The organism is Streptomyces sp. NPDC005281 (genome assembly GCF_040607495.1).
Lineage (GTDB): Bacteria > Actinomycetota > Actinomycetes > Streptomycetales > Streptomycetaceae > Streptomyces.
Map to the genome: position 1 here is coordinate 309957 of NZ_JBEXGX010000005.1, position 26527 is coordinate 336483.

Annotated in this window: 18 protein-coding genes and 1 pseudogene; 10 read left to right on the forward strand and 9 right to left on the reverse strand. The window is 67.9% G+C overall.

The window, feature by feature from the left end; translation table 11 throughout:
- Nucleotide 1: 1 nt before the first annotated feature.
- Genes fdhF through ABZV42_RS10410 form a run of 3 tightly spaced genes read right to left on the reverse strand, consistent with a single transcriptional unit; the run spans nucleotide 2 to nucleotide 4910 of the window.
- Nucleotides 2-2824 carry a formate dehydrogenase subunit alpha gene (gene fdhF / locus ABZV42_RS10400; RefSeq protein ID WP_356051557.1) on the reverse strand — a complete coding sequence of 941 codons (2823 nt, stop codon included), beginning with the start codon at nucleotides 2822-2824 and terminating at the stop codon, nucleotides 2-4.
- Complete coding sequence (locus ABZV42_RS10405; RefSeq protein ID WP_355978495.1) at nucleotides 2821-4434, reverse strand: NADH-quinone oxidoreductase subunit NuoF; 1614 nt, start codon at nucleotides 4432-4434, stop codon at nucleotides 2821-2823. The genes fdhF and ABZV42_RS10405 overlap by 4 nt, the downstream gene beginning before the upstream one ends.
- Entirely contained in the window at nucleotides 4434-4910 is a 477-nt protein-coding gene (locus ABZV42_RS10410; RefSeq protein WP_355978497.1) for an NAD(P)H-dependent oxidoreductase subunit E, read from the reverse strand. The genes ABZV42_RS10405 and ABZV42_RS10410 overlap by 1 nt, the downstream gene beginning before the upstream one ends.
- A gap of 496 nt (nucleotides 4911-5406) precedes the next feature.
- Here ABZV42_RS10410 and ABZV42_RS10415 point away from each other — a divergent pair, with 496 nt between their 5' ends.
- Nucleotides 5407-6096 (forward strand): GntR family transcriptional regulator, encoded by a 690-nt coding sequence (locus ABZV42_RS10415; protein WP_356051559.1) that lies wholly within the window; start codon nucleotides 5407-5409, stop codon nucleotides 6094-6096.
- A 43-nt stretch (nucleotides 6097-6139) separates the two neighbouring features.
- Here ABZV42_RS10415 and ABZV42_RS10420 read toward each other — a convergent pair whose 3' ends face one another.
- From ABZV42_RS10420 to ABZV42_RS10430, 3 genes are all read right to left on the reverse strand, one after another.
- Nucleotides 6140-7054 carry an acyl-CoA dehydrogenase family protein gene (locus ABZV42_RS10420; RefSeq protein ID WP_356051561.1) on the reverse strand — a complete coding sequence of 305 codons (915 nt, stop codon included), beginning with the start codon at nucleotides 7052-7054 and terminating at the stop codon, nucleotides 6140-6142.
- A gap of 201 nt (nucleotides 7055-7255) precedes the next feature.
- Nucleotides 7256-7807 (reverse strand): carbonic anhydrase, encoded by a 552-nt coding sequence (locus ABZV42_RS10425; protein WP_355978506.1) that lies wholly within the window; start codon nucleotides 7805-7807, stop codon nucleotides 7256-7258.
- A 228-nt stretch (nucleotides 7808-8035) separates the two neighbouring features.
- Nucleotides 8036-8596 (reverse strand): HupE/UreJ family protein, encoded by a 561-nt coding sequence (locus ABZV42_RS10430; RefSeq protein WP_356051564.1) that lies wholly within the window; start codon nucleotides 8594-8596, stop codon nucleotides 8036-8038.
- Nucleotides 8597-8685: 89 nt separating this feature from the next.
- Between ABZV42_RS10430 and ABZV42_RS10435 the strand changes: the two genes are divergently transcribed.
- Nucleotides 8686-9567: an ABC transporter substrate-binding protein gene (locus tag ABZV42_RS10435; RefSeq protein WP_355978509.1), complete on the forward strand. Its 882-nt coding sequence runs from the start codon at nucleotides 8686-8688 to the stop codon at nucleotides 9565-9567.
- Between the two features lie 213 nt (nucleotides 9568-9780).
- On the opposite strand, the gene ABZV42_RS10440 is transcribed toward ABZV42_RS10435, so the two are convergent.
- Nucleotides 9781-12561 (reverse strand): SpoIIE family protein phosphatase, encoded by a 2781-nt coding sequence (locus ABZV42_RS10440; protein WP_355978512.1) that lies wholly within the window; start codon nucleotides 12559-12561, stop codon nucleotides 9781-9783.
- A 158-nt stretch (nucleotides 12562-12719) separates the two neighbouring features.
- Entirely contained in the window at nucleotides 12720-13466 is a 747-nt protein-coding gene (locus tag ABZV42_RS10445) for an SGNH/GDSL hydrolase family protein (protein WP_356051629.1), read from the reverse strand.
- Nucleotides 13467-13936: 470 nt separating this feature from the next.
- On the opposite strand from ABZV42_RS10445, the gene ABZV42_RS10450 reads away from it, so the two are divergent.
- From ABZV42_RS10450 to ABZV42_RS10460, 3 genes are all read left to right on the forward strand, one after another.
- Entirely contained in the window at nucleotides 13937-15163 is a 1227-nt protein-coding gene (locus tag ABZV42_RS10450) for an Ig-like domain-containing protein (protein WP_356051566.1), read from the forward strand.
- A gap of 1335 nt (nucleotides 15164-16498) precedes the next feature.
- Nucleotides 16499-18382 carry a GTPase gene (locus ABZV42_RS10455; protein ID WP_356051568.1) on the forward strand — a complete coding sequence of 628 codons (1884 nt, stop codon included), beginning with the start codon at nucleotides 16499-16501 and terminating at the stop codon, nucleotides 18380-18382.
- Nucleotides 18379-20106, forward strand: a complete 1728-nt coding sequence (locus ABZV42_RS10460) for a GTPase (protein WP_356051571.1) — start codon at nucleotides 18379-18381, stop codon at nucleotides 20104-20106. Before ABZV42_RS10455 ends, ABZV42_RS10460 begins: the two co-directional genes overlap by 4 nt.
- A gap of 90 nt (nucleotides 20107-20196) precedes the next feature.
- Here the strand turns inward: ABZV42_RS10460 and ABZV42_RS10465 are convergent.
- A pseudogene (locus ABZV42_RS10465) lies at nucleotides 20197-20427 on the reverse strand (hypothetical protein); the annotation flags it as partial.
- Nucleotides 20428-20583: 156 nt separating this feature from the next.
- Between ABZV42_RS10465 and ABZV42_RS10470 the strand changes: the two are divergent.
- From ABZV42_RS10470 to ABZV42_RS10490, 5 genes are all read left to right on the forward strand, one after another.
- Nucleotides 20584-20742, forward strand: coding sequence for a hypothetical protein (locus ABZV42_RS10470; protein ID WP_356051573.1), 159 nt, complete (start codon nucleotides 20584-20586; stop codon nucleotides 20740-20742).
- Between the two features lie 471 nt (nucleotides 20743-21213).
- Nucleotides 21214-22089 carry a hypothetical protein gene (locus tag ABZV42_RS10475; protein ID WP_356051577.1) on the forward strand — a complete coding sequence of 292 codons (876 nt, stop codon included), beginning with the start codon at nucleotides 21214-21216 and terminating at the stop codon, nucleotides 22087-22089.
- Nucleotides 22086-23312 (forward strand): hypothetical protein, encoded by a 1227-nt coding sequence (locus ABZV42_RS10480; protein WP_356051579.1) that lies wholly within the window; start codon nucleotides 22086-22088, stop codon nucleotides 23310-23312. Before ABZV42_RS10475 ends, ABZV42_RS10480 begins: the two co-directional genes overlap by 4 nt.
- Nucleotides 23309-25084, forward strand: a complete 1776-nt coding sequence (locus ABZV42_RS10485) for an Hsp70 family protein (protein ID WP_356051582.1) — start codon at nucleotides 23309-23311, stop codon at nucleotides 25082-25084. The genes ABZV42_RS10480 and ABZV42_RS10485 overlap by 4 nt, the downstream gene beginning before the upstream one ends.
- 1 nt (nucleotide 25085) lies before the next feature.
- Nucleotides 25086-26423 carry a hypothetical protein gene (locus ABZV42_RS10490; RefSeq protein WP_356051584.1) on the forward strand — a complete coding sequence of 446 codons (1338 nt, stop codon included), beginning with the start codon at nucleotides 25086-25088 and terminating at the stop codon, nucleotides 26421-26423.
- Nucleotides 26424-26527: the final 104 nt, after the last annotated feature.

Sequence of the window (26527 nt, forward strand, 5' to 3'; positions counted from 1 at the left end):
CTCAGTCCACCACCGTGAGAACGTCGTCGGCGGCCCGTTCCGGTGCCCGGTCGCCCGGTCCGAGCGGATGGGCGAGCCCGACCTGTACGGCGGTCACCTTGTACTCGGGGCAGTTGGTCGCCCAGTCCGAGTTCTCGGTGGTCACCACGTTGGCGCCGGTCACGGGGTGGTGGAACGTGGTGTAGACGACGCCGGCCGGCATCCGGTCGGAGATCTCCGCCCGCAGTGTGGTCCGCCCGACCCGGCTGGCCAGCGTCACCAGCGCGCCGTCGGTGATGCCGCGCACCTCGGCGTCGTGCGGGTGCAGCTCCAGGACATCCTCGGGGTGCCAGGCGACATTGCCGGTGCGCCGGGTCTGAGCGCCGACGTTGTACTGGCTGAGGATGCGCCCGGTGGTGAGCACCAGCGGGAAACGCCGGGTGCTGCGCTCGTTGGTCGGCACATACGCGGTGACAACGAACCGGCCTTTGCCGCGCACGAATTCGTCGATGTGCATCACCGGTGTCCCCTCGGGTGCGGAGGCGTTGCACGGCCACTGCACACTGCCCAGTTCGTCGAGCAGATCGAAGGACACTCCGGTGAACGTCGGGGTGACCGCGGCGATCTCGTCCATGATCCGGCCCGGATGCTCGTACGCCATCGGGTAGCCCATGGCGGTGGCGATCTCGCACACGATCTGCCACTCGTGCCTGCCCGTCTTCGGTTTCATCACCGAGCGCACCCGGTTGATCCTGCGCTCGGCATTGGTGAACGTGCCGTCCTTCTCCAGGAAGGACGCGCCGGGCAGGAAGACGTGCGCGAACCTGGCCGTCTCGTTGAGGAACAGGTCCTGCACGACGACGAGTTCCATCGCCTCGAGAGCGGCGGTGACGTGCTGGAGGTTGGGATCGGACTGCGCGATGTCCTCGCCGTGCACGAACAGACCGCGGAACGTGCCGTCGATCGCGGCGTCGAACATGTTGGGGATGCGCAGTCCGGGTTCGGCGAGGAGGGTGCCGCCCCACAGGTTCTCGAACACCTCGCGGACGGCGTCGTCGGACACATGGCGGTAGCCGGGCAGTTCGTGCGGGAAGGAGCCCATGTCGCAGGAGCCCTGCACATTGTTCTGTCCGCGCAAGGGGTTGACTCCGACGCCGTCGCGGCCGATGTTTCCGCAGGCCATCGCGAGGTTGGCCATTCCCATGACCATGGTCGAGCCCTGGCTGTGCTCGGTGACGCCGAGGCCGTAGTAGATGGCGCCGTTGGGTGCCGTCGCGTACAGCCGTGCCGCGGCCCGCAGTTGACCGGCGGGAACCCCGCTGATCTCCTCGGTCGCCTCGGGGCTGTTCTCGGGCAGGGCGACGAACTCCGCCCAGGCCTCGAACCCTTCGCACCGGGCGTCCACGAAGGAACGGTCGGCGAGGCCCTCGGTGACGACCACATGGGCCATGGCGTTGACGACGGCGACATTCGTGCTGGGCCGCAGCTGAAGGTGGTGCGCGGCCTCGATGTGCGGGGAGCGCACCAGGTCGATGCGGCGGGGGTCGACGACGATCAGCTCCGCGCCCTCGCGCAGCCGTCGCTTCATCCGGGAGGCGAACACCGGGTGCCCGTCGGTGGGGTTGGCCCCGATCACCATGATGACATCGGCCTCCGCCACGGAGCGGAAGTCCTGGGTTCCGGCCGACTCGCCGAAGGTCTGCTTGAGTCCGTATCCCGTCGGGGAGTGGCAGACGCGGGCGCAGGTGTCCACGTTGTTGTTGCCGAACGCGGCGCGCACCATCTTCTGGACGACGTACACCTCCTCGTTGGTGCACCGCGACGAGGAGATAGCGCCGATCGAACTCGGCCCGTGCCGGCGCTGGATGTCCCGCATCCGCCGGGCGACCGTGCCGATCGCCTCCTCCCACCCGACCTCGCGCCAGGGGTCGGTGATCCGGTCCCGGACCATGGGCTTGAGAACCCGGTCGGGGTGGGTGGCGTAGCCGAAGGCGAAACGGCCCTTCACACAGGAGTGCCCTTCGTTGGCGCCGCCGTCCTTGAACGGCACCATCCGGACGAGCTCGTCGCCGCGCAGCTCGGCCTTGAAGGAGCAGCCGACACCGCAGTAGGCGCAGGTGGTGACCACCGACCGGGTGGGCATGCCGAGTTCGACGACCGACTTCTCCTGGAGCGTGGAGGTCGGGCAGGCCTGGACGCAGGCCCCGCAGGAGACGCACTCGGAGTCCATGAACGTCTCGGCGGCGCCGGGCGACACCTTGGAGTCGAAGCCGCGTCCCTCGATGGTGAGCGCGAACGTGCCCTGGACCTCGCCGCAGGCGCGCACGCAGCGGGAGCAGGCGATGCACTTGGCGGGGTCGAAGTCGAAGTACGGGTTGGAGGTGTCCTTCTCGGCGTCGAGATGGTTCTCGCCCTCGTAGCCGTAGCGCACCTGCCGCAGGCCCACCACGCCGGCCATGTCCTGGAGTTCGCAGTCGCCGTTGGCGGGGCAGGTGAGACAGTCGAGCGGGTGGTCGGAGATGTACAGCTCCATCACGCCCTGCCGGAGCTTCTCCACCTTCGGCGTCTGGGTCCTCACCCGCATCCCGTCGGCCACCGGGGTGGTGCAGGAGGCCGGGGTGCCCCGCCGGCCGTCGATCTCCACGACGCACAGCCGGCACGAACCGAACGGCTCCAGGCTGTCGGTGGCGCAGAGTCTGGGTATGTCGACGCCGGCCAGGGCGGCGGCGCGCATCACCGAGGTACCCCCGGGGACGGTCACCGACAGCCCGTCGACCTCCACCGACACCGTGGCCCCGCCGGGCCGTTCGGGGGTTCCGAAGTCGGGTTCCTTGAGCAGTGTCATGACGTGCCCTCCCCCCTCGCGCCGCTCGGCTGCCGGGAGTCGTCCCCCGGGCCGCCCCCACGGGCGAGGAAGTCGTCAGGGAAGTGGGTGAGTGCGCTCCGTACGGGCATCGGTGTCAGCCCGCCCATCGCGCACAGCGAGCCGTCGGTCATCAGGTCGCACAGGTCCTCCAGGAGCGCCAGGTTCTCGTCCCGGTGCCGGCCGGCCACGATCCTGTCGATGACCTCGACGCCACGGACCGAACCGACCCTGCACGGTGTGCACTTGCCGCAGGACTCGGCGGCGCAGAACTCCATCGCGAAGCGCGCCTGCGCGGCCATGTCGACGGTGTCGTCGAAGACGACGACGCCCCCGTGGCCGACCATCGCGCCGGCCTCCGCGAAGGCCTCGTAGTCCATCGGCAGATCGAACATCGACGGGGGCAGATAGGCGCCGAGCGGTCCGCCGACCTGCACCGTGCGCACCGGGCGCCCGGAGAGGGTACCGCCGCCGTACTCCTCTACCAGTTCGCGCAGCGTGACGCCGAACGCCGTCTCGACGATGCCGCCGTGCGCGATGTTGCCGCCGAGCTGGAAGACCTGGGTACCGCGTGAGCGGCCTACGCCGAGTTCCTGGTACGCCCGCGCGCCGGACGCGAGCACGAAGGGGACCGTCGCGATGGTGAGTACGTTGTTCACCACGGTCGGTCTGCCGAACAGGCCCTCGACGGCCGGGATCGGCGGCTTGGCGCGGACCATGCCGCGCTTGCCCTCCAGGCTCTCCAGCATGGAGGTCTCCTCGCCGCAGATGTACGCGCCGCCGCCGACCCGGACGTGCAGGTCGAAGTCGAGCGCGGAGCCGAGGATGCGCTTGCCGAGCCAGCCGTGCTCGCGGGCGATGCCGATCGCCGCCCGCACGGTGGCGACCGCGTCGGGGTATTCCGAGCGGATGTAGACGTAGCCCTCGCTCGCGCCGACCGCGTGCGCGGCGATGGTCATGCCCTCGATGAGCATGAACGGGTCGCCCTCCATGACCATCCGGTCGGCGAAGGTGCCGCTGTCGCCCTCGTCGGCGTTGCAGCAGACGAACTTGAGCTCGTCCGCGCAGTCCAGCACGGTCTTCCATTTGATGCCGGCGGGGAACCCCGCGCCGCCCCGGCCGCGCAGTCCGGACTCCGTGACCTCGGCGACCACCTCGGCGGGCGGCCGCTCCAGCGCGGCACGCAGTCCCGCGAGGCCGCCGTGTGCCACGTAGTCGTCCGTGGACAGCGGGTCGGTGACGCCGACCCGGGCGAAGGTGACCCGGTTCTGCCGGGCCAGCCAAGGGAGTTGGCCGACCAGGCCGAGCCGCAGCGGATGGCCGGCGCCGTCGAGCATGCCGGAGGCGAGCAGGTCCCCGACATCGGACGGTGCCACCGGCCCGTATCCGACACGGCCGTTCGGGGTCTCCACCTCGACCAGGGGTTCCAGCCAGAGCAGGCCGCGTGATCCGTTGCGTACGACGTCGAGCGGGAAGTCGCCTCGCGCGGCGGCCTGCCGCAGGGCCTCCGCGACGGCGTCCGCGCCGACGGACCGGGCCGCCGAGTCACGCGGGACGTAGACGGTGGCCCTGGAGTGTCCGGCGTTGTTCATCAGGAGACCGTCCCGTCGAGAAGAGAGCCGAGCCGGGCCGGACCGACGCGGCCGTACAGCCGTCCGTTCACCTCCACCGAGGGGCCCAGGGCGCAGTTGCCGAGACAGAAGACCTGCTCGACGGTGACGGCCCCGTCCGCGCTCGTCTCCCCGAGTGCCAGTCCGGCCTCCCGGGCGTGGGCCACCAGTGCGTCGGCGCCGAGCGCCTGGCAGGCCTCGGCCCGGCAGATGCGCAGGGCGGTGCGTCCGGCGGGTTCGGGGCGGAAGTCGTGATAGAAGGTCACCACTCCGTGCACATCGGCCCGGGAGAGGTTGAACTCGTCGGCGAGCACGGCGATCGCCTCCTTGGGCACGCATCCCAACTCGGCCTGTACGGCGTGCAGTACGGGCAGGAGCACGCCCCGCTGACCCCGGTGCACGGCCGCCGCCCTCCGGACCACGCTCTCGACCGTCACATCACTCACGCTGGCCGTCATGATCGCTCCGCCTTCCCTTGTACGGGTCCCCGGCGATGCTTGCGGGAGACTGAGAGACTACCCCATACAGGCTTCTGTATACAGAACTCAATTCGAATCAACCGTCCTCACCCGGGCGGGAGTTGCCCGCTCGGGACAGCGGCGAGAGGCGTCCCTGGGGCCATGCGGCGACACTGCGACACCAAACCGACGGACACCACCTTCACCGACGGCCCCCGACCGACCTGGGATCACCCACCGCCCGGCAACGCACCGCCCTGCACCGGGATCACCCCTTGCAAACCGCCGCCGCGCACCGGAATCACCTTCTGCGCCCCGCCGTCCCGCACGGGAATCACCCCCTGCAACCCGCCACCCCGCACCGGGATCACTCCCTGCGACCCGCCATCCTGCATACGAAAACCTGTATGCTGACGCGGCCGTCGGCGACCCTCTCGGCGGCCATCTCTTGGCAGAGCCGTCGGCCCCGCGGGCCCGGTGGCGGAACGGGGCTCCCATGCGTGAGGCACTCACGGCCGCCGCGACCCGGCGCGTCACGCGTCCGGCACCGCTTCGGCAGGCGGTGTACGACGCCCTGACCGAGCTGATCGTCAGCGGCTCCCTCAAGCCCGGTCAGCATCTCGTCGAGGCCGAACTCGCGGAACACCTCGGGGTCAGCCGCCAGCCCGTGCGCGAGGCGCTGCAACGGCTCCAGACCGACGGCTGGGTCGACCTGCGCCCCGCGCAGGGGGCGTTCGTCCACTCGCCCACCGAGGAGGAGGCCGCCCAACTCCTCGGCGTCCGCGCGGTTCTCGAGACCTACTCGGCCCAACTCGCCGCCCAGCACGCGAAGCCCGAGGACGTCGAGAAGCTCTGGGAGCTGCACCAGGAGGGTGTCGACGCCCTCGCCGCGAGCGACAACGAGCGGCTGGTCGCGGCCAACACCGCGCTGCACACCTTCATCACCTCCATCACCGGCAACGCCGTACTGGCCGAACTGATCGCGGGCGTCGGCCAGAAGGTGCGCTGGTACTACACGCCGATCGCACGGCCCCGCGGCAAGGAGGCCTGGAACGAGCACACCCAGCTGATCAGGGCCATCGCCAAGGGCGACGCCGACCGCGCCGGCGAGGTCATGCGCAAGCACACCGAACGCACCACCGGCTTCTACCGCAAGCAGCTCGCCGCCGGGACGAACCAGGACTGACGGCGGGGGCGCCGACGCGAAACTCATGTCGCCGTCCGCCGGTTCACGCGGCGGGGGCGGGGCGGAGCACGTCGCCCCCGGGCCGCTCCTCGTCCCCGGGGGTTGACCTCTCACCCCCAGGCCGGAGAGCGTCGGCGCCCGGCCGAGGAACACCGGGGCCGGCGCCTACGCCGGGGCCGGGGATGGCGCAGGAAGCCGGGCCGGGGATGGCACCGGAGGTCGGGCCGGCAGGCGGGCCGTCGGCAGCGGCCCTCAGCTCGAGCAGCCAGGGTCGTACGCAGCGCAGCAGAATGCCGAGACCCCCGCCGTCCCGCCCGAGCATCACATCGGCGGGAACGAGCACCGGATCCGCGCGGAGTGTGGCTGTCCCGCTGCCGCCAGGCCCTCCCCCGTCCGGCCTTTCCGGGACGAACAGATCCGGGGCGCGCGCCGGAACGACCCACAGGGTCAGACCGTCCGGCCCGGCGATCGGCCGCGAGGACCAGAGGTAGCTGTCGGCCTCGCCCGCCGCGACCACCGACCGCTTGCGGCCCCGCAGAGCGACCACATCGGCGAACCCTGAGGCGACCGAGCACGGCCTCCCGTACGGGTCCTCTTCTCCCGGCCCGCCCGATTCGCCCTCGAACAGCGCGAGGCCGACGAGGTGCCGCCCGGCGGCGACCTCCTCCCGTACCCAGGAACCACCACAGGACTCGATGGCGGCGACCGCCGCGAAATGGGACATGAGCACGACGGCGGTCGCCGGACAGACACGCGCGGTCCGCGCGACCACGTCGACGGCCTCCGGCAGCCCGAGCCCGCCACCCCCGAACTCCGGGGCGACGGTGAGCCCGAGCAGCCCCGCGCGCCCGAGGGCCGACACCGCCTCACGGGGGAACCTGGCTTCCCGGGCCGTGCGTTCGGCGGCGGGTGCGACGAATTCGGCCAGCACGACCGAGAGAGAAGTGCGGTAGGACACGGGGCGGCCCCCCTCCTCGGGAACAGCTTCGCACGCCAAGTGCATACAGTATGTAACTGACATGCCGAGGCGCGCCAGAGCGCTACCAGAACAAATCCGGAAGGACGACAAAAGCCCCGCCCTCCCGCCGCCGGGCGACGACTCGATGCCACCCGGCGGCCGGAGAACGGGACAGGGCCGGGCAAGGCGGGAAAGGACAGCTCAGCCCCGGGGATCGATCTCCCGCAACAGCCCGGTCGTGACGTCGAAGACGAAGCCGCGGACGTCGTCGGTGTGCGGAAGGAAGGGTGACGTACGCACTCGCTGCATCGACTGCCGTACATCCTGGTCGACGTCACGGAACGCCTCGACCGCCCAGGCCGGCCGCTGCCCGACCTCCATCTCAAGCTCGTGCCGGAACTCCTCGGTGATGCTCTGGAGCCCGCAGCCCGTGTGGTGGATGAGTATGACGCTGCGGGTCCCGAGCGCACGCTGACTGATCGTCAGGGAACGGATGGTGTCGTCGGTGACGACACCGCCCGCGTTGCGCACAGTGTGGCAGTCCCCCAACTGGAGCCCCAGCGCGGCATGGAGGTCGATCCGGGCGTCCATACAGGCCACGACGGCGACGCGCTGAACGGGCCGCGCGTCCATTCCGGGATCCGCGAACCGGTCGGCGTACGCACGGTTGGCCGTCACGAGCCGGTCGATGACCGTCCCGTCACCCGGAAGACGGTCGGCGGACGGGGCGAATCGGGGCGCTGGAGTCGACATGGCGGGCTACCTCACTCCGGTCGGTTTCTGAAGACCAGTCATCACGCCGCGAGCACGGGCTCGGAGGCCCGAGAACGGACTCCCGCACACCGGCCCGCGAACACAGGCTCGCGGACGCTCGGTCGCGCCCACGGGAGAAACGCCGTGGGCCCGGCCGCACCGATGAGCATTCCCAGACGGCGCCTCATCAGGCACGCGCCACGGATCAAGGCGGCGCGGCCCGTGAAATCACGAAGGAGGCGTGTGAGTGCATTGTGCGTACGGTATGGAGTGGTCCATATCCTCGGACCGGCTTCCCTCCTTGTCCAGAGCCCCGGTACGGGCCGCACCCGGCCACGGCCGCATCCGTGACAGAGGCCGTGACAAAGACCCGAGGCGGAGGCCGCCGCCCGGACCGGGCGGTGCGTGCCGGCGCGTGAACAGCACGCAACCGACGACGACCGCGGACGTCACCGCGAGGGTGGCCGGCGTCAGTGTCGTGTGGAGCCCGGCGCTGTCGGCCACCAGTGCCTCCCGCCCCGGGAACTGTGGGCGGATCGCGTGCAGGGTACCGACGAGAATGCCGGCCGCGATGAACGCCTCGATGGGCCGGCCGGGAATCTCCACGCGGCTGAGGGCCGTGACGGCCAGGGCGACGGAGTGGCCGAGGGTGAAGGCGGCCATGACACGGCCGATACGGCCGAGCGCGACACCGGCACCGACCGGTCGGCCGTCGGCCGGAAAAGGGCGCACACACCTCCGGTCGGCCGCCGCCGCACACCGCCGGAAGACGAGCGATCCGCCCCGCATCCCGGACTCTCCCCCGCGCCTCCGGCAGTCGTATGGTTCGGGGTGTTTTATGGTGGCTCAAGGAGTATGCCCCTACCGGAGGTGCAAGGATGCGCGCCGCGGCGGCGATCGTCTCTCTGGCTGTCAGCGTTGCGCTCATCGTCACGACAGCGGCTTGTGACCAGGGCGGGTCGCAGTCGTCGAAGACCCACTACGGCGACTGCGCGGTCACGGGACATCGCGGACAGTTTCATCTGTCACCCATGACGGCGGGCGCCCTGACGGTCAAAACGACGCTGCCCGCGCCCGGCTGGTGGAACGGCGGTGACACGCCGACCTCCGTCAAGAGCGGCTACGAGTACTGCATGGCCGCCAACATCGCCTACCGGGCCGGACTCGACCGGGTGAAGGTGGAGAACGCCCCCTTCCCGGAGGTCGTCTCCGGGAAGACCAAGGACTTCGATCTGGCCCTGGCGCAGATCACGATCACCCCTGAACGGAGCAAGGTCGCCGAGTTCTCCCCGCCCTACCTCTCCTCGACCCTGGGCGTGCTGATCAGGGACGGGGAGAAGATCGACCAGGGCAACATCCGTGACGTCCGCATCGGAGTGGCCGAGGGCACCACGGGCCAGGAGTTCGTCAAGAACCGCCTCAAGCCGACCAAGCCCGTCACCTCCTACGCCAACGACCCCGCGATGGTCACGGCGCTGGAGAAGGGGCGGATCGACGCGGTCGTCCACGACACGACGATTCTCCTGGCGTATCCCCAGAAGCGGGAGGGCAGGGTGCGCCTCGTGGGCCAGTACCGGACCGACCAGGGCTACGGCGCCCTGTACCCGAAGGGGTCGTCCAACAAGAAGGAGCTGGACCGGATCATCAGGCAGCTGATCGACGACGGGACGCTCACCAAACTGTCCGCCGTCTATCTCGGGTCCGCCTTCGGCCAGGACCCGGCCAAGATCCCGTACTTCACGGTCGGCAACAGCTCCTGAACGCTCCGGGCGTGCGCGCGCCCCGAGGCGGGTGGCGGTCCGGGGCGAGTGACGGTCCGGTGCGGGCAGCAGTCCGGTGCGGGTGGCGGTCCAAGGCGAGTGGCGGTCCGGGGCCGGCGACAGTCCAGGGCGGGAGACACTCGGGGGCGGGCGACACTCCGGGGGCGAGCGGCGATCCAGGGCGAGCGACACTCCGGTTTCCGGCACCACACTTCACAGGTCCGCCAGCAGGAGACCGCTCAGATCACCGGCCGCTCCGGCGTCGAGCGCCTGCTCAGCCCAGATGATCTTGCCTCGGTCGGTGTACCGGGTCCCCCAGCGGCGGGACATCTGCGCGACGAGGAACAGACCGCGGCCTCCCTCGTCGGTGAGGGTCGCTCGGCGCAGGTGCGGGGAGGTGCTGGTGCCGTCGGCGACCTCGCAGATCAGGCTGTCACGGTCGTGCACCAGCCGCAGACTGATGGGGCTGCCCCCGTACCGGATGGCGTTCGTCACCAGTTCGCTGATGATCAGCTCGGTCGTGAAGGCGGACTCGCCGAGCCCCCAGGATTCCAGCCTGCGGGTGGCCTCGGCGCGGATCCGGGGGACGGCCGCCGGGTCGTCGGGCACCTCCCACTCCGCGACCTGCTCCGGGTCGAGCAGCCGGGTCCGTGCGACGAGCAGGGCGACATCGTCGGTCGCCCGGGTGCGCAGCATGGCGTCGATCACCGCCCTGCACGTGTCGTCCGGGGTGGCGCCGTCCGTATCGGCGAGCGCCTCCTTCAGCATGCCGAGCCCGACGTCGATGTCACGGCCGCGGGCCTCGACCAGGCCGTCGGTGTAGAGGACCAGCCGGCTGTCGGCGGCCAGCCGGAGTTCGGCCGTCTCGACCGGCAGACCTCCTCCCACGCCGAGTGGCGGGGCGACGGGGATGTCGGGGAAGGTCACGAAGCCGCCGGGTGAGACCAGGGCAGGACCGGGGTGGCCGGCCCGGGCGAGAACACAGCGCCCGGAGACCGGATCGTAGACCGCGTACAGGCAGGTGGCACCGGTGATGGCCTCGGTGTCGCCCTTGGCAGCCGCGTCCTGGTCGATCCGGGCGATCAGGTCGTCCAGGTGCGCGAGAAGCTCGTCCGGGGGCAGGTCCAGGGCGGCGAAGTTGTGCACCGCGGTCCTCAGACGGCCCATCGTCGCGGCGGCGTGCAGACCGTGTCCGACGACGTCGCCGACGACCAGGGCCACCCGGGCACCCGGCAGCGGGATGACGTCGTACCAGTCACCGCCCACCCCCGCCTGCGCGGGCAGGTACCGGTGCCCGACGTCCAGCGCGGACAGCTCGGGGAGTGTGCCGGGCAGCAGGCTGCGCTGGAGGGTGACGGCCGTGGTGTGCTCGCGGGTGTAGCGGCGCGCGTTGTCGATGCACACGGCCGCCCGGGCGGCGAGTTCCTCGGCGGGGGACAGGTCGTCCGGCTCGAAGGGGTCCTGCTCCGAACGCCAGAACTCCACGACCCCCAGCAACTGGCCCCGGGCCCTGAGCGGCACCGAGATCATGGAGTGGATGCCGGATTCGACGATCGCCTGGGCCCGCTCCGGACTCTGGGCCCGCCATCCGTCGGCCGTGGCGAGGCTCGCCACCAGGACCGGCCGGCCGGTGGTCAGGGCGATGGCCACCGGGTTGCCCGACACGTAGCGCATGAGCGTCCCGACAGGGCGAAGAGGCGTGTCCTCCTCGATGCCCGAGGCTGCGATGCGGCGCAGTTCCATACTGACGCCCGTCGGTTCACCGCCTTGCAGGACGGGCTCCACCAGCTCGACGGTGGCGAAGTCGGCGAAGCGCGGGACCGCCACCTCGGTCAGCTCCTCGGCGGTGCGCTTCATGTCGAGGGTGGTACCGATCCGTGTGCTGGCCTCGTAGATCAGCCGCAGGCGCCCGCCCGCCACGTCCGCCCGGCCCGCGAGGGCGCGCAGCTCCGTGGTGTCCCGCAGGGTGGCCACGCTGCCCTCCCTCGGTCCCACCGGCCGTACGTTCACCGCGAGCAGGGTGTCCCCGGCCAGGAACACCTTGTCCGTGGCCTCCTGGCCCGATCCCAGCAGCGCGGCGAGGTCCGGGCTCAGCCCGAGTCCTGTGACCGGCGTGCCCTCGGCCTCCGGCGGCAGTGCCAGCAGCCGCCGGGCCTCGTCGTTGACCAACAGCAGCCGTCCGTCACCGTCCAGAATGATCACGCCTTCGCGGACCGCGTGCAGCACCGCGTCGTGGTGCTCGTACATGCGGGTCATCTCCACCGGACCCAGACCCCGGGTCTGGCGCCGCAGACGCCCGCTGACCAGCGCGGACCCGGCCGCGGCCAGCACCAGCGCGCCTCCGCCGGTGGCGAAGAGTACCGGCAGCTGGCTCTGCACCACGCCGGTCACCTTGTCCACCGTGACGCCCACGGTGACGAGGCCGACGGCGTTCCCCTTGTCGTCGAAGACCGCCACCGTCGAGTCGACCGCCTTCCCCAGGCTGCTGTCGAACGTGGTCTGGTGGGGCTGGCCTCCGAGTGCCTCGCCGTAGGAGGTGGAGACGTGCTTCCCGATCTGGTCGGGGTCGGGGTGGGTCCAGCGGAAGCCGTACGGGCTCAGCGCCACGACGTAGTCGACGCCGGTCTTCTTGCGCACGATCTCGGCATGCGGCTGGAGGGCCGCCGTGGGGTCCTTGCTCTTCATGGCCGCCGCGGTGCCCGGGGCGTTCGCGAAGGTCTCGGCCACGGCCAGTGACCGGTCGCCGGCCTCCCGGAGCGCGCGGCTGCGGTCCTGGAGCACGAGCGCCACCACGGCTGTGGTGATGAGCAGCAGGACGACCGCCAGTTGCAGCAGGAAGACCTGTCCGGCGACGGTGTGCGGAGTCAGCAACGACCGCGCGCGCCGGCCGGCCGACTGATGACCTGCCTCCGGGCCGGCTTCCGGCGGCCCGGCCTTCGGCGGCACGCGGTCGCCCCGTTGGCTCGCCGGGACGTATCGCCCGAGTTTGCCCATTTTCTCAGTATCAGTGACGGGTGCGGCGGGCGCGGCTCAGGACGTGGTGATCCCGGGTTCCCGGGCGACGCCGCCACCGCCCCGGCCCGACGACGGCACGATGCCGTTCGACGACGGAGGTAAGGGGGCGAGCCGGGTCGGCCCGCCCCCGGGTGAGGTCAGCTGTTGGCGTTGAGGACGGGATAGTAGCCACTGGCGTGGCCGGTGGCGGTGGGGTGGTACGACTCCCAGCTCGGCGAGACCACCAGGGAGTGCAGCCAGCCGTCGCTGGAGCACAGTTCATGGCCGCCGAACGTGGTGCGGACGTCTCCGAAGACGAAGCCGTGGGCGGCGGCACGGCCGGCGATGACGCCGTCGATGACGTCCGAAGCCTCGTCGATCTTGCTGTGCTTGGTGGCGCTGAGGCCGACGCAGAAGACGTTGAGGGTATACACGTGCGGGTAGCCGAGAACGACCACCTTGGCGTTGGGCGCCTTGGCGCGGATGGCGTCGTACGTGGCGTCAAGGCGGGCGGGGAGCGTGTTCCGGGCGTAGTTCTCGGCGGTGTTCACGCGATTGACGCAGTCGGTGTCGGAGCCGGTCACGCAGGTGGTCATGACGTCCGAGAAGCCGGCGTCATTGCCGCCGATGGTGAGGGAGACGAGGCCGGTGGAGGAGTTCAGAGGGGCGAGCTGACCGTTCGTCACATCCGTGGTGACCGCACCCGAGCAGGAAGTGTCGGCGAACGAGGACGGGGCGTGGGCGTTTTTCCACAGGTAGGGGTAGGCACTGAGGCTGCGGTGGCAGTCTCCGCTCGAACTGTCGTAGTTCCCTGCGCCGTTGCCGGCAGAGTACGAGTCTCCCAGCGCGACATAGGCCGGTCCGGCGGCGTACGCCGGACCCGTCAGCACCAGGCCGAACATCATCGCGAGACCGAGGGCGACAAGGGTGGATCGCAATTTGACGCGTCTCACAGGACCTCCCTGAGCGGGAAAGCTGGCCCTCATTTGGTACAACAGGCAACCACTTGACGGAAGTGTTCATGTCAACATTGTTTCCGAATTCAACATCACGTTTGACGTCACGGAAACATGTGCGGGCGCTGGGCCGAGGGGGACGGGAGGCGAAACGGGGATCGCGGCCGCCAGGCCCTGACCCTCGCCCGGGCGTCGCGGCGCCACCACGTCGTACGGCCCGCTCCGGTCGGCGAGAGCGGATCGATCACGCGCCATCCGGCCGCCGAGCGGAGCCTCGGCGTCGCACTCGCAACGCGTGAGACCCGCCACAAACCCCTCCCCAAAAACGGACGAATGGATAAAAATGCTTCTTTGGAGCTGATAGCCCCCTTTGGTAAGCAGCCCCAGGGATTCGACGACCAGCGGCATGGGAGAAGCGTTTGATCACCGTACGCAAGCGACGCACCGGACTGATCGCCACGGCCGGCGCACTCGCACTCACGGCGCTCGGCGGTACAAGCCACGCTGCGACCAACGACACCGGGGCTCACCCGGGAACGCGGGCACAGGCGAATCAGGCGGGCGCCGCCCAGGGCGCTTCCGACGCCCGAATAAGGATCACGACCGGGCAGGGAGTCCACGGCGTCGGGATCGACGCACCCGTGAGAGTCACCGTCAGCGACGGCACACTCACCAAGGTGACCATGACCGCCGTCGCGACCGGTACCGAGGTTCCGGGCACGCTGTCCGCGGACGGCACGTCCTGGAAGCCGAACGGCCCACTGGAGCGAGCCACCAGATACGAGGTCGCCGCGGACGCCGCGGACGCGAAGGGCCGCTCCGTCACCGGTAACAGCACGATCTCCACGGTCTCCCCGGCCAACGACTTCCTCGGGCACCTCTCCCCCGAGAACGGCTCGACCGTCGGTGTGGGCATGCCGGTGAGCTTCAACTTCGACAACGCGATCGGCGACAAGGCCGCCGTGAAGTCGAAGATCCAGGTGAGCTCCAGCAGCGGCGAGCGGGTCGTCGGCCACTGGCTCAACGACAGCCGCCTGGACTTCCGCCCCGAGAACTACTGGAAGCCCGACTCCACCGTCACGGTCAAGGTCAGCCTCAACGGCGTCCAGAAGACGGCCACGTTCAAGATCGGCCGGAGCCAGATCAGCACCGTCGACGCCAAGACGAAGCAGATGACCGTCGTACGGGACGGCAAGACGATCAAGACCGTCCCGATCTCGTCCGGCAGCCCCGAGCACCCGACGTACAACGGCCGGATGGTCATCTCCGAGAAGTTCACGCACACCCACATGAACGGTGCGACCGTCGGCCTCACGGAGAAGAACGGCAAGCCCTCGTACGACCTCAAGGCCGTACCGCACGCCATGCGCCTCACCGCCTCGGGCACGTTCATCCACGGTAACTACTGGGGTGCCGACTCGGTCTTCGGCAAGGTCAACACCAGCCACGGCTGCGTGGGCCTGAACGACGTCCGGAACGCCGGCGACGGCAAGCAGCCCGCCGCGTGGTTCTTCGACAACTCGATGACCGGTGACGTCGTGATCGTCAAGAACTCCGGGGACAAGGCCACGCTGGCCCCGGACAACGGCCTCAGCGACTGGAACATGCCGTGGAGCGAGTGGGTCTCGGGCAGCGCGTCCAACTGACGCCACGCCACGCCACTCACGCAGGTGAACCTGAATCCCTTCCGCCGGGCGGCGGCCGAGACACCACCGGCCGCCGCCCGCGAAGCCAGGGACGCTCGGCCGGCCTTGGCCCCGGGGAGTCCTTCAGCCACGGAAACACGAACGAGGACCCCGACCGTCAGGTCGGGGTCCTCGTTCGCGTATCGCTACACAATGACAATGTGGGTCGTTCACGAAATCCCCTGGCCACGCACAACGCACCTAAACGCCCACGAACATCCCGCCGGATGCAAGATCGCTCCCCGACAATATGCACATGCATGGATGAGCGTCGCGGTGATCCCGCGGCCAGCGCTGACCCTGACCTGGGAGCTTCGCGACCGCGACGGCAAGTACGGTCGCCCTTCGACGCCGTTCTCGAAGTCGAAAAGATGAAGATCCTCAAACGCGCTCCACCAGCTACCGGATGTCCGCCAACCGCGAGCGAGCGCTTGGCAGCATCCGACGCGAGGTCCTCGGCCACATCCTCATCACGAACGAGTCCCACGCCCAACAGGTGTCCATCTACCAGCACGCTGCAGTTCGACCACCCAGCCTGGATTCTTGAGGTCGACATGGGCGGCCGGATTGCGCGCCAGAAGGTCCGGGCCAGGCCGACCCCCGTCGAGCCGACTTCATACGCCACGGCCACCGGGCCCGGCAGCCGCTCCAGCCAGCCCACCACCGCCGCGGTGTCGGGGACCAGGTGTTCGGCGAAGGCTTCGACGGTGAGGCCGTCCAGGGCCCAGGCCACGGTCGATCGGGCGTGAACGTCCAGCCTGACCGCAGTACCCGCGATTGCAGCACTACCGCTCACGGTCCTCCGTGGCGGCAACCCGCGGCAACCTGCGTGCGAGGCCCCGGTCATTCATTCCCGGCCCCCGCGGCCTTCTCGCCGGGCCCGCCCGGCAGTTGCCGATCACTCCCGGTTCAAACGGGCGGTGTCAAGGCTCGCGAAACGACCGTGCAGCGGCCCGACCTTGGCGCAACCCGCGAAACCGGGAACCTACCCGGCCGGGCAGGCCCGGCACCACAAGTACCGCACTTCATACGGCCTAACATGACGCTGGCACGACACCCTGCGAGGGGACCGGTGCGCTTCAAGGAGGGCGATTGGCGAGCAAAAACAGGCACGACTGGAGTCCTGCCGCTCGAGACCAGTTGCGTGGTCCCGAACCGCCGTGCGACAACCCCTCGCCCGCGCATGCGAAGGCAGTCGCTGCCTGCCGAGCGACCCTGGCAGAGGTTCACCAGCTGTCTCGGGACAGGGCCTCCACAGAGAGGACGACTAGGCAGTTTGTCGACTCCCTTACATCAGTGGAGGTCACCGACGCACCGCCAGCCGGCGCGCCGATGAGGGTCGTCCTGATGGGGCGGACGATGGCCGGCAAAAGTACCCTCCTTGCGGCGCTCACCGGCGGATCCGCGGAGCGGATTGGGGACGGCCGACCGCGGTACTCGCGCGACGTCTTTGCGGCCCCTGCGGTGGACCTGCACGACGTTGAGATCGTCGACACTCCCGGAGTGGGTGCCAGGGACGGTGCGGATGACGTCGCCCAAGCGATGGCTGAGGTTCCCGGTGCCGACCTCGTGCTGTGGGTTGCGAGCAACGATTCTTTCCAGGAGGAGACTGCACAGGAGCTACGTGCGGTGGCGTTGCGCGGTAAGCCTGTCGTTGTGGCATTGAACTGCCGCGAACCACTCGTGGACGATCTGGACCGCGAGGAATTCCTGGAGGACCCGGATTCAGTCTTCGCCGAGCACGAGGGTCACTTCAAGATGATCCGTTCCCATCTATCCGCTGCCGCCGTACGCCCCGTCGCCGAGGTGATGCTCCACGCCGAGGCCGCCCGCCAGGCGCGGGCGGACGGCGACTACGGTGCCGACCTTTGGGAAGCGAGCCGCCTTAGCGCCCTGCTCGCCGTCCTGGAACAGGAAAGCCGCAAGCGCCGCACCGCCCGGCGGGTACTGCGCGAGGCCGACGAGGTTCGCTCGCAGGCACAGGCGTTGAGCGGAGCTCTCGCCGCTGTGGAGCGGGAGACCCGAGAGATCGTCGATGTCGGCCGGAAGATGCGCGAAGACCAGAAACGACGGGCCATACGCGTGGTCGATGCCTGCATGCAGAGAATGGAAGACGACGTTGTTCGCCTCGTCGGCCGACGGCAGGGGTGGCCCCAGAACGTCACTGACTTCGGCCCGCAGGTCGTCGAGCAATGGGACACGGAACAGGCCGCTCTGGTAGCCCAACTCGACGAGGCGCTGGAAGCACGGCTCAGCAACCTCGCGCGAGCGATCGAGGAAGCGGCTGTCGCCGTTGAGCACGAATGGACGACGGCTGTCCGCCCACACCTGAAGGTCACCGAAATGCGTGACTTCAGGGGGCTGTGGAAGCGAGAAGCAGCCGGAGTTGCGGTTGGGGCAGGCGGAGCGCTCGCTTCCATGGCGCTTGGCGCGTACGTGCGTTCTTTGGCAAGCCCAACCGGCAGGGCCGTCGGCGCCGTCGTCATGGGCCTCGGTCCGCTACTCGTCACTCCGGTGCGCAAGAAGATCCAGTCACTTTTCACGAGCAGAGCGGAAATCTTGGAGGCGAACCGCGATCTGCTGCGGACCGAGATCAGCAAGGTCCTCAATGAGCTGGAGGCCCAGGTGCTGGCCGAGGTCTCTGGGACTATCGCGGGGGTTCTGGAGACACTCACCACTTCCCATGTGCGACGCGCAAAGGCCGAGGCCGCCGCGTTGGTCGTGGCCGACCTTCTTGCTTGTCAGCAGCAGGTGGTTGACTCCGCAGTCTCCACCCTCGACCACGAGACGGTCCGCTGCCTGCTGCGCGTAGACGGCCGACCTCGCCTAGCTGCGTCCGTTGGGAAGGTGACCCGGCTTCCCGGAGTCTGCATCTTGGTCGAGGTGCCTGATGAGGCCCTAGCAGAGGCATGGCTCTTCCCGCCGTCCTCGCCCGAATTCCTGGCCTTCGGGCGCACACCGTCACCTGACCTGCCGGGCGCGTCCGCGATGTCATACGTCCTCGGCCTGACCGAAGGGGTACCGGCCTTCATTCGCTGTCGCCCCGACGGCACTATCGTCACCACCGATGCTCCAGCGCCGAACCAGGTATTGGAGGCATGGTCCGCGACCCTGTCTGACCACCTGGGCACCCCGGTGAAGATCGTCCAACCAAACGCACCGAGGAGCGTGCCAGCATGAATGACCTTCTATACCACTCCGCCCCCGCGGTGGCGCGCGACCTCTCGGAGCGGCTCATCGGGCTGATCCGGAAGCTCCGACCCTATGAGGCATCACGACTCCAGCGGATGCTGGCAGTGGACGAACACCATCGTCCCCAGATGGTCCTCACCGGGCAGTACAGCAGCGGCAAGTCGACCTTGATCGAGGCACTCACGGACGGCAAGTATCAGGTTCCGAAGGGCTCGGCGGTCACGACGGACAGGGTCGAGGTCTTCAACTGGGACGGCATGGTCGACCTAGTCGACACCCCGGGCGTGCAGGCCGGCCGGGCGGAGCACGACCAACGCGCGGAGGAGGCCCTGCGCTCCGCAGATCTTGTGCTGTTCACCGTCACCGTTGACTTGTTCGACGACCGCTTGGTCGAACACCTGCGGCACGTCACCGAGGATCTGCGAAAGGCGCCGCAGTTGCTTGTGGTGCTCACCAAGTGCCGCAGCCTTCACGCGGCCGAAGGAGTGCGGGAGGCCGAGGTCCGTGAAGCTCTCGGCAGCTTCGCCGACCAGGTGCCGTGGGTCGAGTGCGACGCCAAGACCTACCTGGATGGGCTAGAGGTGGACCCGCCGCGGGCCGCTCGCCGCATCGCGGCGTCCAGGATGGACGAGGTCAGGGACGCGATCAACCGGATCGCGCGGGCCCGCGGGGACTTGGTCCGCTTCCGTGTGGCGCTCCAGCAGGTCGCCCTCGTCGCGGGCGAGGCACTCGCCGCGCTCACGGACGACCCCGACGAGGAAGCCATCCTGACTGTCCTCGCACGCCAGCGCAGCGCGCTCACAACGCGCCGCGGGCTCTTGGACTCGGCCCTCGAACGGCAGGAATCCGAGTTCCACACAGCGTGTATCCAGGCAGCCGAGCACCTCGCCGACACGGTGGAGTCGATCGAGGAGTCACCGAACCGCGACTGGTCTAGGGTCGACGCCGCCTCCGTGACTCTGAACGACGAGCTGAGCTCGGCGAACCAGAGGTTCGTGGACGGGGTACGCGCCGTCCTGGTCTCTCAGTTTGCCGACTTGACCTCCGAGGTACGGGAGATCGAGGCGTCGCCGTACGCCCGCCAGTTGCTCGCCCTTGACGTCCAAGGGGACATCGAGACGCAGAACATCCCGGTAGACCCAGGCCTGGTCCGCCAGTCAGGTCGAAAGCAACCCCGTGTCCCAGCCTGGGGTCCGAAGTCGATCGAGCATCTGAAGGCCTTCCAGAAAGTCTGGGGCGCAGGCGACGGCATCAAGAAGTCGGCAGGCAGCGCGGGACACAAGATCGTCTACGAGGCTGGAAAGTTCGTCGACATGAAGTTCAAGCCGTACCAGGCCGTGCGCTGGGCGAACAACATCGGAAAGGTTGCCAAGGTCGGCGGTGCTGTACTCCCTGTTGCCCTTGAGGCGTATGCGGTCGTCAAAGAGGAGCGTCAGGAGGTGCGGGCTGCGAAGGAAAAGATCCGTCGCCGCAACGCCCTGGCCGGCCGCGTCCTTGCGCAGTGCGATGACATCTCGAGGAAGATGCTTATCCAGGTGCGCCTTGAACTCGACGGCGAGTTCGGCAATGCGCTTCGCGCGATCGACGAGGTGAACCGGTCAGTTCGCGACGCGAGGGCCTTCCGTACCGACCTAGACCGCGAAATCAGCGCGATCCAGGTCGAAGCCCAGTCAATGCTCGATCAACTCGGAGCACCCGCCCTGGAAGCGTGAGAGTCGAAACGGGGCCTGATCACTGTTCCCGGACGGACGGCCGAGATCCTCGACCGACGCACACTCCGGACATCGCGCCAGCCGGCTGGCTCAGACCCGAATACGCAGGTTGTTGTCGGCTGGTGTCATCAAGTCCCCTGCCGGTCGTGTTGGGCCTGGACGGCGTGCAGCAGATGGGAGGCGCGGGCCAGCAGGCGGCGGGCGATCGCGCTGGTAGGAGGCCGCGAACTCGGGAGGCCGCTTCGCGGTCTGGGTGGCCTCACACAAGATCCACCGCAGCCAGTCCGAACCCTGCTTGGAGATGTGGCCGTGCCGAACGGTTTCCGCCGACGCGGTCCGTGATCACGTCAGCTATGCCGTAAGCAAGGCCGTGGGATCGGCGTAACCCGGGGCTATTCGGAGCACTCCCACCCCTGACGGCCCTACTACAACCACGAACACAGTCATTCGGCGATCGACCTGCACACCCCGGCCAGCGTGCACCACAGCACCGCCGACCTCGTCCGCCAGCAGCGAGCGCTCACCCTCGCCCAGGCGTGCGCGGCGCATCCCGAACACTTCGGCCGCCGCCCGCGCCCCCAGAAACTGCCCATGGCCGTGTGGATCAACGAACCCCGACCCGAGTCAGAACCCTAGAAACAGAACCTATAGACTTAAAATATCTCAACTGACTTGACAGCTTCAGACATGATCACCGAAGCCGTGCGTGCCTCGGCATCTGGGCCCACACGAACCTGACATGACACCACATCACGGGTCGATCTCACTCAACCCGCGACCTCGCAAAGTCCCTGCGCTCCGACTAGCCTTCCGAAGGCGTAGGAGACGCAGATCAGGAAGCGACGGGTGGGGTTCGTGGGGTTCTGGCATACCGGCTACATGGAGTTCCATGAGCCGACCGGAATTGAATCGGTCGGACTGCCAGCCCCGCCAAAGCCCCCCGAGTTTCCCTGCACTGAGTGTGGAATCGTCTTCTCGTCCGAGCGCGCCCGCCGAGCGCACCGCTTCGACGGTCATTCGACTAGGCGGCCGATCCTCCTGTTCAGGGGACGAGAGTGCGGGCGCACGCGCTTGATGGTCACGAGCCCCAGTGCCTCCGTCGATTGGGTGTCCTCGGATGTCGAATCCATCGCCATCAACGGCCGCGAAACCTCACCGTCTGAGGCCGCCAGCTTCCTCGCATCGGTGAAGGTTGGCGTCCAGACAGTGGCTGTTTCCAATGGCCCACTGGACCGGACCTTTGAGTTCGATTTCTGCCTTGCAGAAGAAGACGACCTCTGCCTCGTCGACCAGGCCTTGGAGAAGCTCATCTCCAGTCGCGAGTTGAGTCGCAACGCAATCGACACCTTCATCATGCGTGCCGGCCTCGGAGTGACGGCCCGCCGTTACCGCGAAGGTCTGGCGACATACCTGTATGGCGTGCTTGCGCGTGAGGCGGTCGAGGACTCGGGCCGGGTAGATGCGTCGGGTGCGCCGCTCTACGAGCAGCGGTACAACAGCGCTGTCTCTCTGCTGTCAACCTTCGACCGGCCCGCAGCGGAGGCGATCTGCGGTTTGGTCGCGTTGCACTACAACCAGTTCGCACTTGCGGTGCGCAAGACCAACAGCCACCGCGTCTCCGATGTCGCGGCGCGGTTCCGATCCATCCTCACAGGCGGCTCATTCGTCACGGCAAGCCTGGCCGACCGGTCGCACGGAAGCTTCGATCAGGCCTTGAGTGACTCCATTACCGAGGACCTCCTGGACGTCGGTGCAACGGCTTTGGACGGAACCCAGTCACCGGTGGTTACCCAGCTGCTGCCCTCGCTGGGCGCGCTCCGGCCCCAGGACCAATTCAAGGTCCGCCTCATCGCGGCTGAGGCGCTGCTCGCTGCGGCAGACATCGATGGTGCGTCGCGACACGGCGAGGCGCTCAGGCACTCTAGTGAGACCGGCGCCTGGTACGCAGGATTTCGGACCCGATTGCAAGAGGTAGGACGTTGAGCAACGAGACCATCCCAGAGCCCAGCGCGGAGTCGGGGCCGAGCGACCCCGTGTCGCCTACCGCTACCGGCGATGGCACCGCCTCGGCCGCGCCTACTGACAATGCACTGGCGGCATCCGTTGCGGAGGAGGGGCAGCATCGGGCCAAGCCCAAGACGAAACCAAAGCCGATCACTACCTCGATCGAGGAGTTGCTGAGGTTCGCCTACAAATCGAGAGCTCGACTGCTTGAGTTCCCGAAGGAGGACCTCAAGAAGCTGGCGATTACCAACGAGGGCATCGCGTCACAGAGCACGCTGGTTGGGTCTCTCGCGCCGACAGACCCAACGTTGTCGACCCCGTTCAAGCTGCTTCAGTATGTGGCGTGCCAAGGGGTTCCGCTCAAGCGCGCCGAGGATGGTGACCTCCCGCGGGCGTTGAGCCGGCTCGTTGACCTCGCGGTAGCCGCACTGGGCCACAGTCCCGTGTTCCGGGCCTGGGGGAACCAGTTGCTCGATCCCCGCAAGGATCCGCAGCTCACGACCGAACACCTGCGTGACCGGGCTCGGCAGATCAGCGCCGACGAGCTTGGACTGCCCCCCAAGCAGTTCAAGGCCGCAGAACGTGAGCGCCTCGTCAAAAACGCGATCGCGTGCTATGGACTCCTCCGCGCACTCCAACGTGAGTGGACCATGGATCAGTTCATCGATGCGTCGTACGACTCTGTCTGGAAGCACGAGGCCCCAAAGGCAGCAGGGCTGGAGCGAGCCGCCAGCCAGGTCGGGGCAAGCAGCGATCTCGACGTGCTCGGGATCGTCGGCGAGAACTACCTGGCCCGGATCACCCGCTTGGAGCGGCAGGTCACACAACTCGAGCGCGAGGCTGGCGCTGCTCGCAATCGCGAGACTCGGCTCCGCGATGAGCTTTCGACCGTCGAGGAGCGTGGGCAATCTGCGATGGCTCGCGCCGACGCGTTTTCTGCCGATGTGGTGCGACTGCAGAGGGAGCTCGAGGCTGAGCGCGACAACAGAGTGGTCGACAAGAGCCATATGACGGACGACTACGAAACGCTGCGAACGCGTATCATCCGGCGTCTCGGGGGTGAGATCGATCTTCTCACCGATGGTCTGCACGCACTCCGGAACGGTGCGCCCAACGTCGCGGAGGAGTTCCTCGACCGTTCCCTGCTTGCCCTCACGCGTGAGGTCGAGCAGCTGAAGGGCGCGTCTGGAGGCTCCGCGTGATCGCCGGGTTTGACTTCGGAACGACCAACAGCCTGGTTTCGGTGGTGGTTGGTGACCGCGTGATCGACGTGATGGACGTCGAGACCGGCCGGCCGCATCCCTCGATCGTCCGGTACGAAGGCGAGCAGGTAGTCGTCGGCCGTGACGCCAAGGACGCGTTGGGTGCCGCGGGCATCGGGGTACACGGCAACACGGTGAAATCGCCGAAGTTCCTCCTCGGCGAAGAGGTAGTCGCCGTCGGAGGCGTCGACCGGAGCCCGGTGGACATCGTTGCGGACGTCGTGCGGCACGTCCGATCGGAGTCCCTGCGTAGTCCCCAGCGGAGCGTGCTCGGTGACCTCGACAACGCTGTGGTCACGATCCCCGTGACCATGGATGGGCACCGACGTGCGGCGCTGCGAGAGGCGTTCGCCGGCGCCGGGATGGGTGTAGCCCAGTTCGTCCACGAGCCGCTCGCCGCCCTGTATGGGTTCATCCGGGGAGCAAACGACCCAGAAGAAATGGCGCGGCGGCTTGCACGACGAAACGTCCTGGTTGTCGACTGGGGCGGCGGAACGCTGGACCTGACTCTCTGCCGAGTCGACGAAGACCAGGTTCGACAACTTCGTAACGGTGGCTCGGCCCAGGTCGGCGGTGACGAGTTCGACAAGGTGATTCGCGACGAGATCGTGAAGCGCGTTCGGGCTCGCGGAATTGCCGCTGACGACGACCTTGCGATCCCTGAGGCTGAACTCCGGCTCCTCCAGGACGCAGAACGCAACAAGATCGAGCTCTCGGCTGACCGCGCTGACGTGACGTTCTACCGGCCAAGTTACTTCCAATCAGGTGCCACGTTGCAGTACCAGCTCACGCGTCAGGAGCTGGAGGAGATCACGCGGCCGCTCGTGACGGCAGGTATTGATGAGATCGAGTCGCTGCTCGACAGCTTGTCGATGGCGCCCGGCCAGGTCTCGCTAGTCGTAGTGGTCGGCGGTATGGCGGCCATGCCCGCGATTCGGAGCCGGCTGCACGAGTTGTTTGGCCCGGACCGAGTTGAGGTGCCGACGAACAGTGCCACGTTGATCTCACAAGGAGCTGCGTGGATTGCGCATGACAGGCAGAGGCTCCGACTGGCAAAACCCATCGAACTCGAGCTCGCCCGTGGGTCGTTGATGCCGCTCCTTGCTGCGGGCACTGAAATGCCTCTCGGTGGAGAGGCCAAGCACGAAACCCTCCACCTGTACTGCGCGGATCCGACGGACGGGAAGGCGAAGTTTCCGATCGCTACTCCGACCGCGTTGTCATCACATCCGCAGGCGAGTGAGCGGCGAACGTCTCTGGGAATGATCACACTCGGCGTCGACGAGACCGCGCCGCCACTGCACGAGCGCCTCGAACTGAAGGTCGTTCTCGACGATGACTTGGTGTTGTGGGTCGAGGCGTCATCAAGCCAGAAGCGCGATCGAGTCGCGGCATCCTACTACGACCTGGAGTTCGGTCTTGGCCTCCCAGCTTTGGCCATGCCCGGAGGCACTGCCGCGGAACCAAAAGCACCTGAGGAGTCCATGATCGTGCCACAGGCGGGACTGGTCGTCCGTGCGAATGTGGCGAGGGACAAGGACCAGGCGACTATTCCCGGCGACGTACTGTATCGGCACAATTCAGGGGCCTTCGCCCGACACGTGCACGGCGGAGCCACAGAAGCCCAGCTGCAGGAACACCTCTACTACAAGCCGTGTGCCGTCTGCAAGCGCCAGTGGGGGCACCCGGAGTGTCGATGCGGATCGGCGTGACATGGCGAGCGCCAAGGTACTCGTGCGAGTGCTTGACCACGGAACGGAAGTCGAGTCCGGAGTCCGCCGTCCGATTCGTCTGACTCCCGATGGATATGCGGGTGTCGCGTATGCGGGCTCCGTGTACCCGCTCCGGCAGGGCGATCTCATCAACCTGGACGGATCGAGCTGGGAACTCGCGGACTGCGATCGTTTCCTGCTCATCGGAGCAGAGGTTCCGTACGCTCCCATGGCCGGTGAACCGCTGGAAAAGGCCAGCGGTTTCGACGTCGAGTGGCACCTCGAAACCAACCAGTCCGGGCATTACGTCGTCTTCAACGCATCGGAGCGTGTTGCCAGCAGCTTGGTGTCAGCGCTTGAGGACGCAGATCTCAGCGTCCAGCGCTGGGACGTCAGCCATCGTCAAGCAGATGACGGCAATTTCTACGACTGGTTCGCGCGCCTTCGCTTCAAGGGCAGCCAGACCGAAGCGCTTGCGCTCGTCAGGACTGTCATCGCACCTCCGTCGTCTCTCGCGTCGGCGGTGCCAGTCACGGATCCGACTACCGCTCGACTCGCTGATGCCGAGGCTCGGATCGAGGAACTGCTCAACCATCTGTACGTCGCGACACGCAAGGGCGAGGCGGCTGAACGTGAGCTCGCGCAGCTCCGTCACGATCTTGCGAGCGCCGAAGCGAGCGAGCATCGATACCGAGAATCCATTGCCCTCGCAGAGCGCCATCATTCAGATCTGCAAGAGCAACTCGCTGTGCTCCGACACGGCCTGGGAGGTATGGCTGACACGGCGGAACTGGTGAAGAGCCTCGCTGACGCCGAGGAACTTCGAGAACTCGCTCTTGCCGAGAACTCCTTGCTGCTGGAGCGTGTGCGAGCGGCCGACTCGGAGGCCGCAGAAAGCGGGGCACGCGCTGACGACTTGGCGGCGCAGGTAGACACACTCCTTGGGAGAGTGTCGGAACTTGAGGCGCTGGAGACTGAGCGACTTCGCGTCGCGACCGCACAACGGCCACGGCGCGGGGGTGTCATTGAGTTCCTGCCTCAGGTGTTCAGCCGCCTCGAGTTCGTTCTCGATGCAGTCGATGTGATCGCCAACCTTGACTCGCCGACGTCCACGATGAGAGCACTTGCTGAGATCGACTCTGGGCATTTCGCAGGGAAGGACCTTGAGGGAATGCGTGGCTGGTTTGAGGTGACGAAATCGGCAACGGGCATCGCGGGAAGCGAGCGACTTGGCCGCATCTACTACAAGCCGGATGGCCAAAAGGTGCTTGTCAGTGTGCACGTCAAACAGGACGACCAACAGCAGAGACGCCACATCGAGAGGCTGCGAGCCTTCTGACCCCCGGTTACCGGCGCGTGGCCGGCTTCGCCGCGTGCCACGGCAACGGCAACGGCAACGGCAACGGCAACGGCAACGAGGCCTGACCGGGCTTCCTGTGTAAA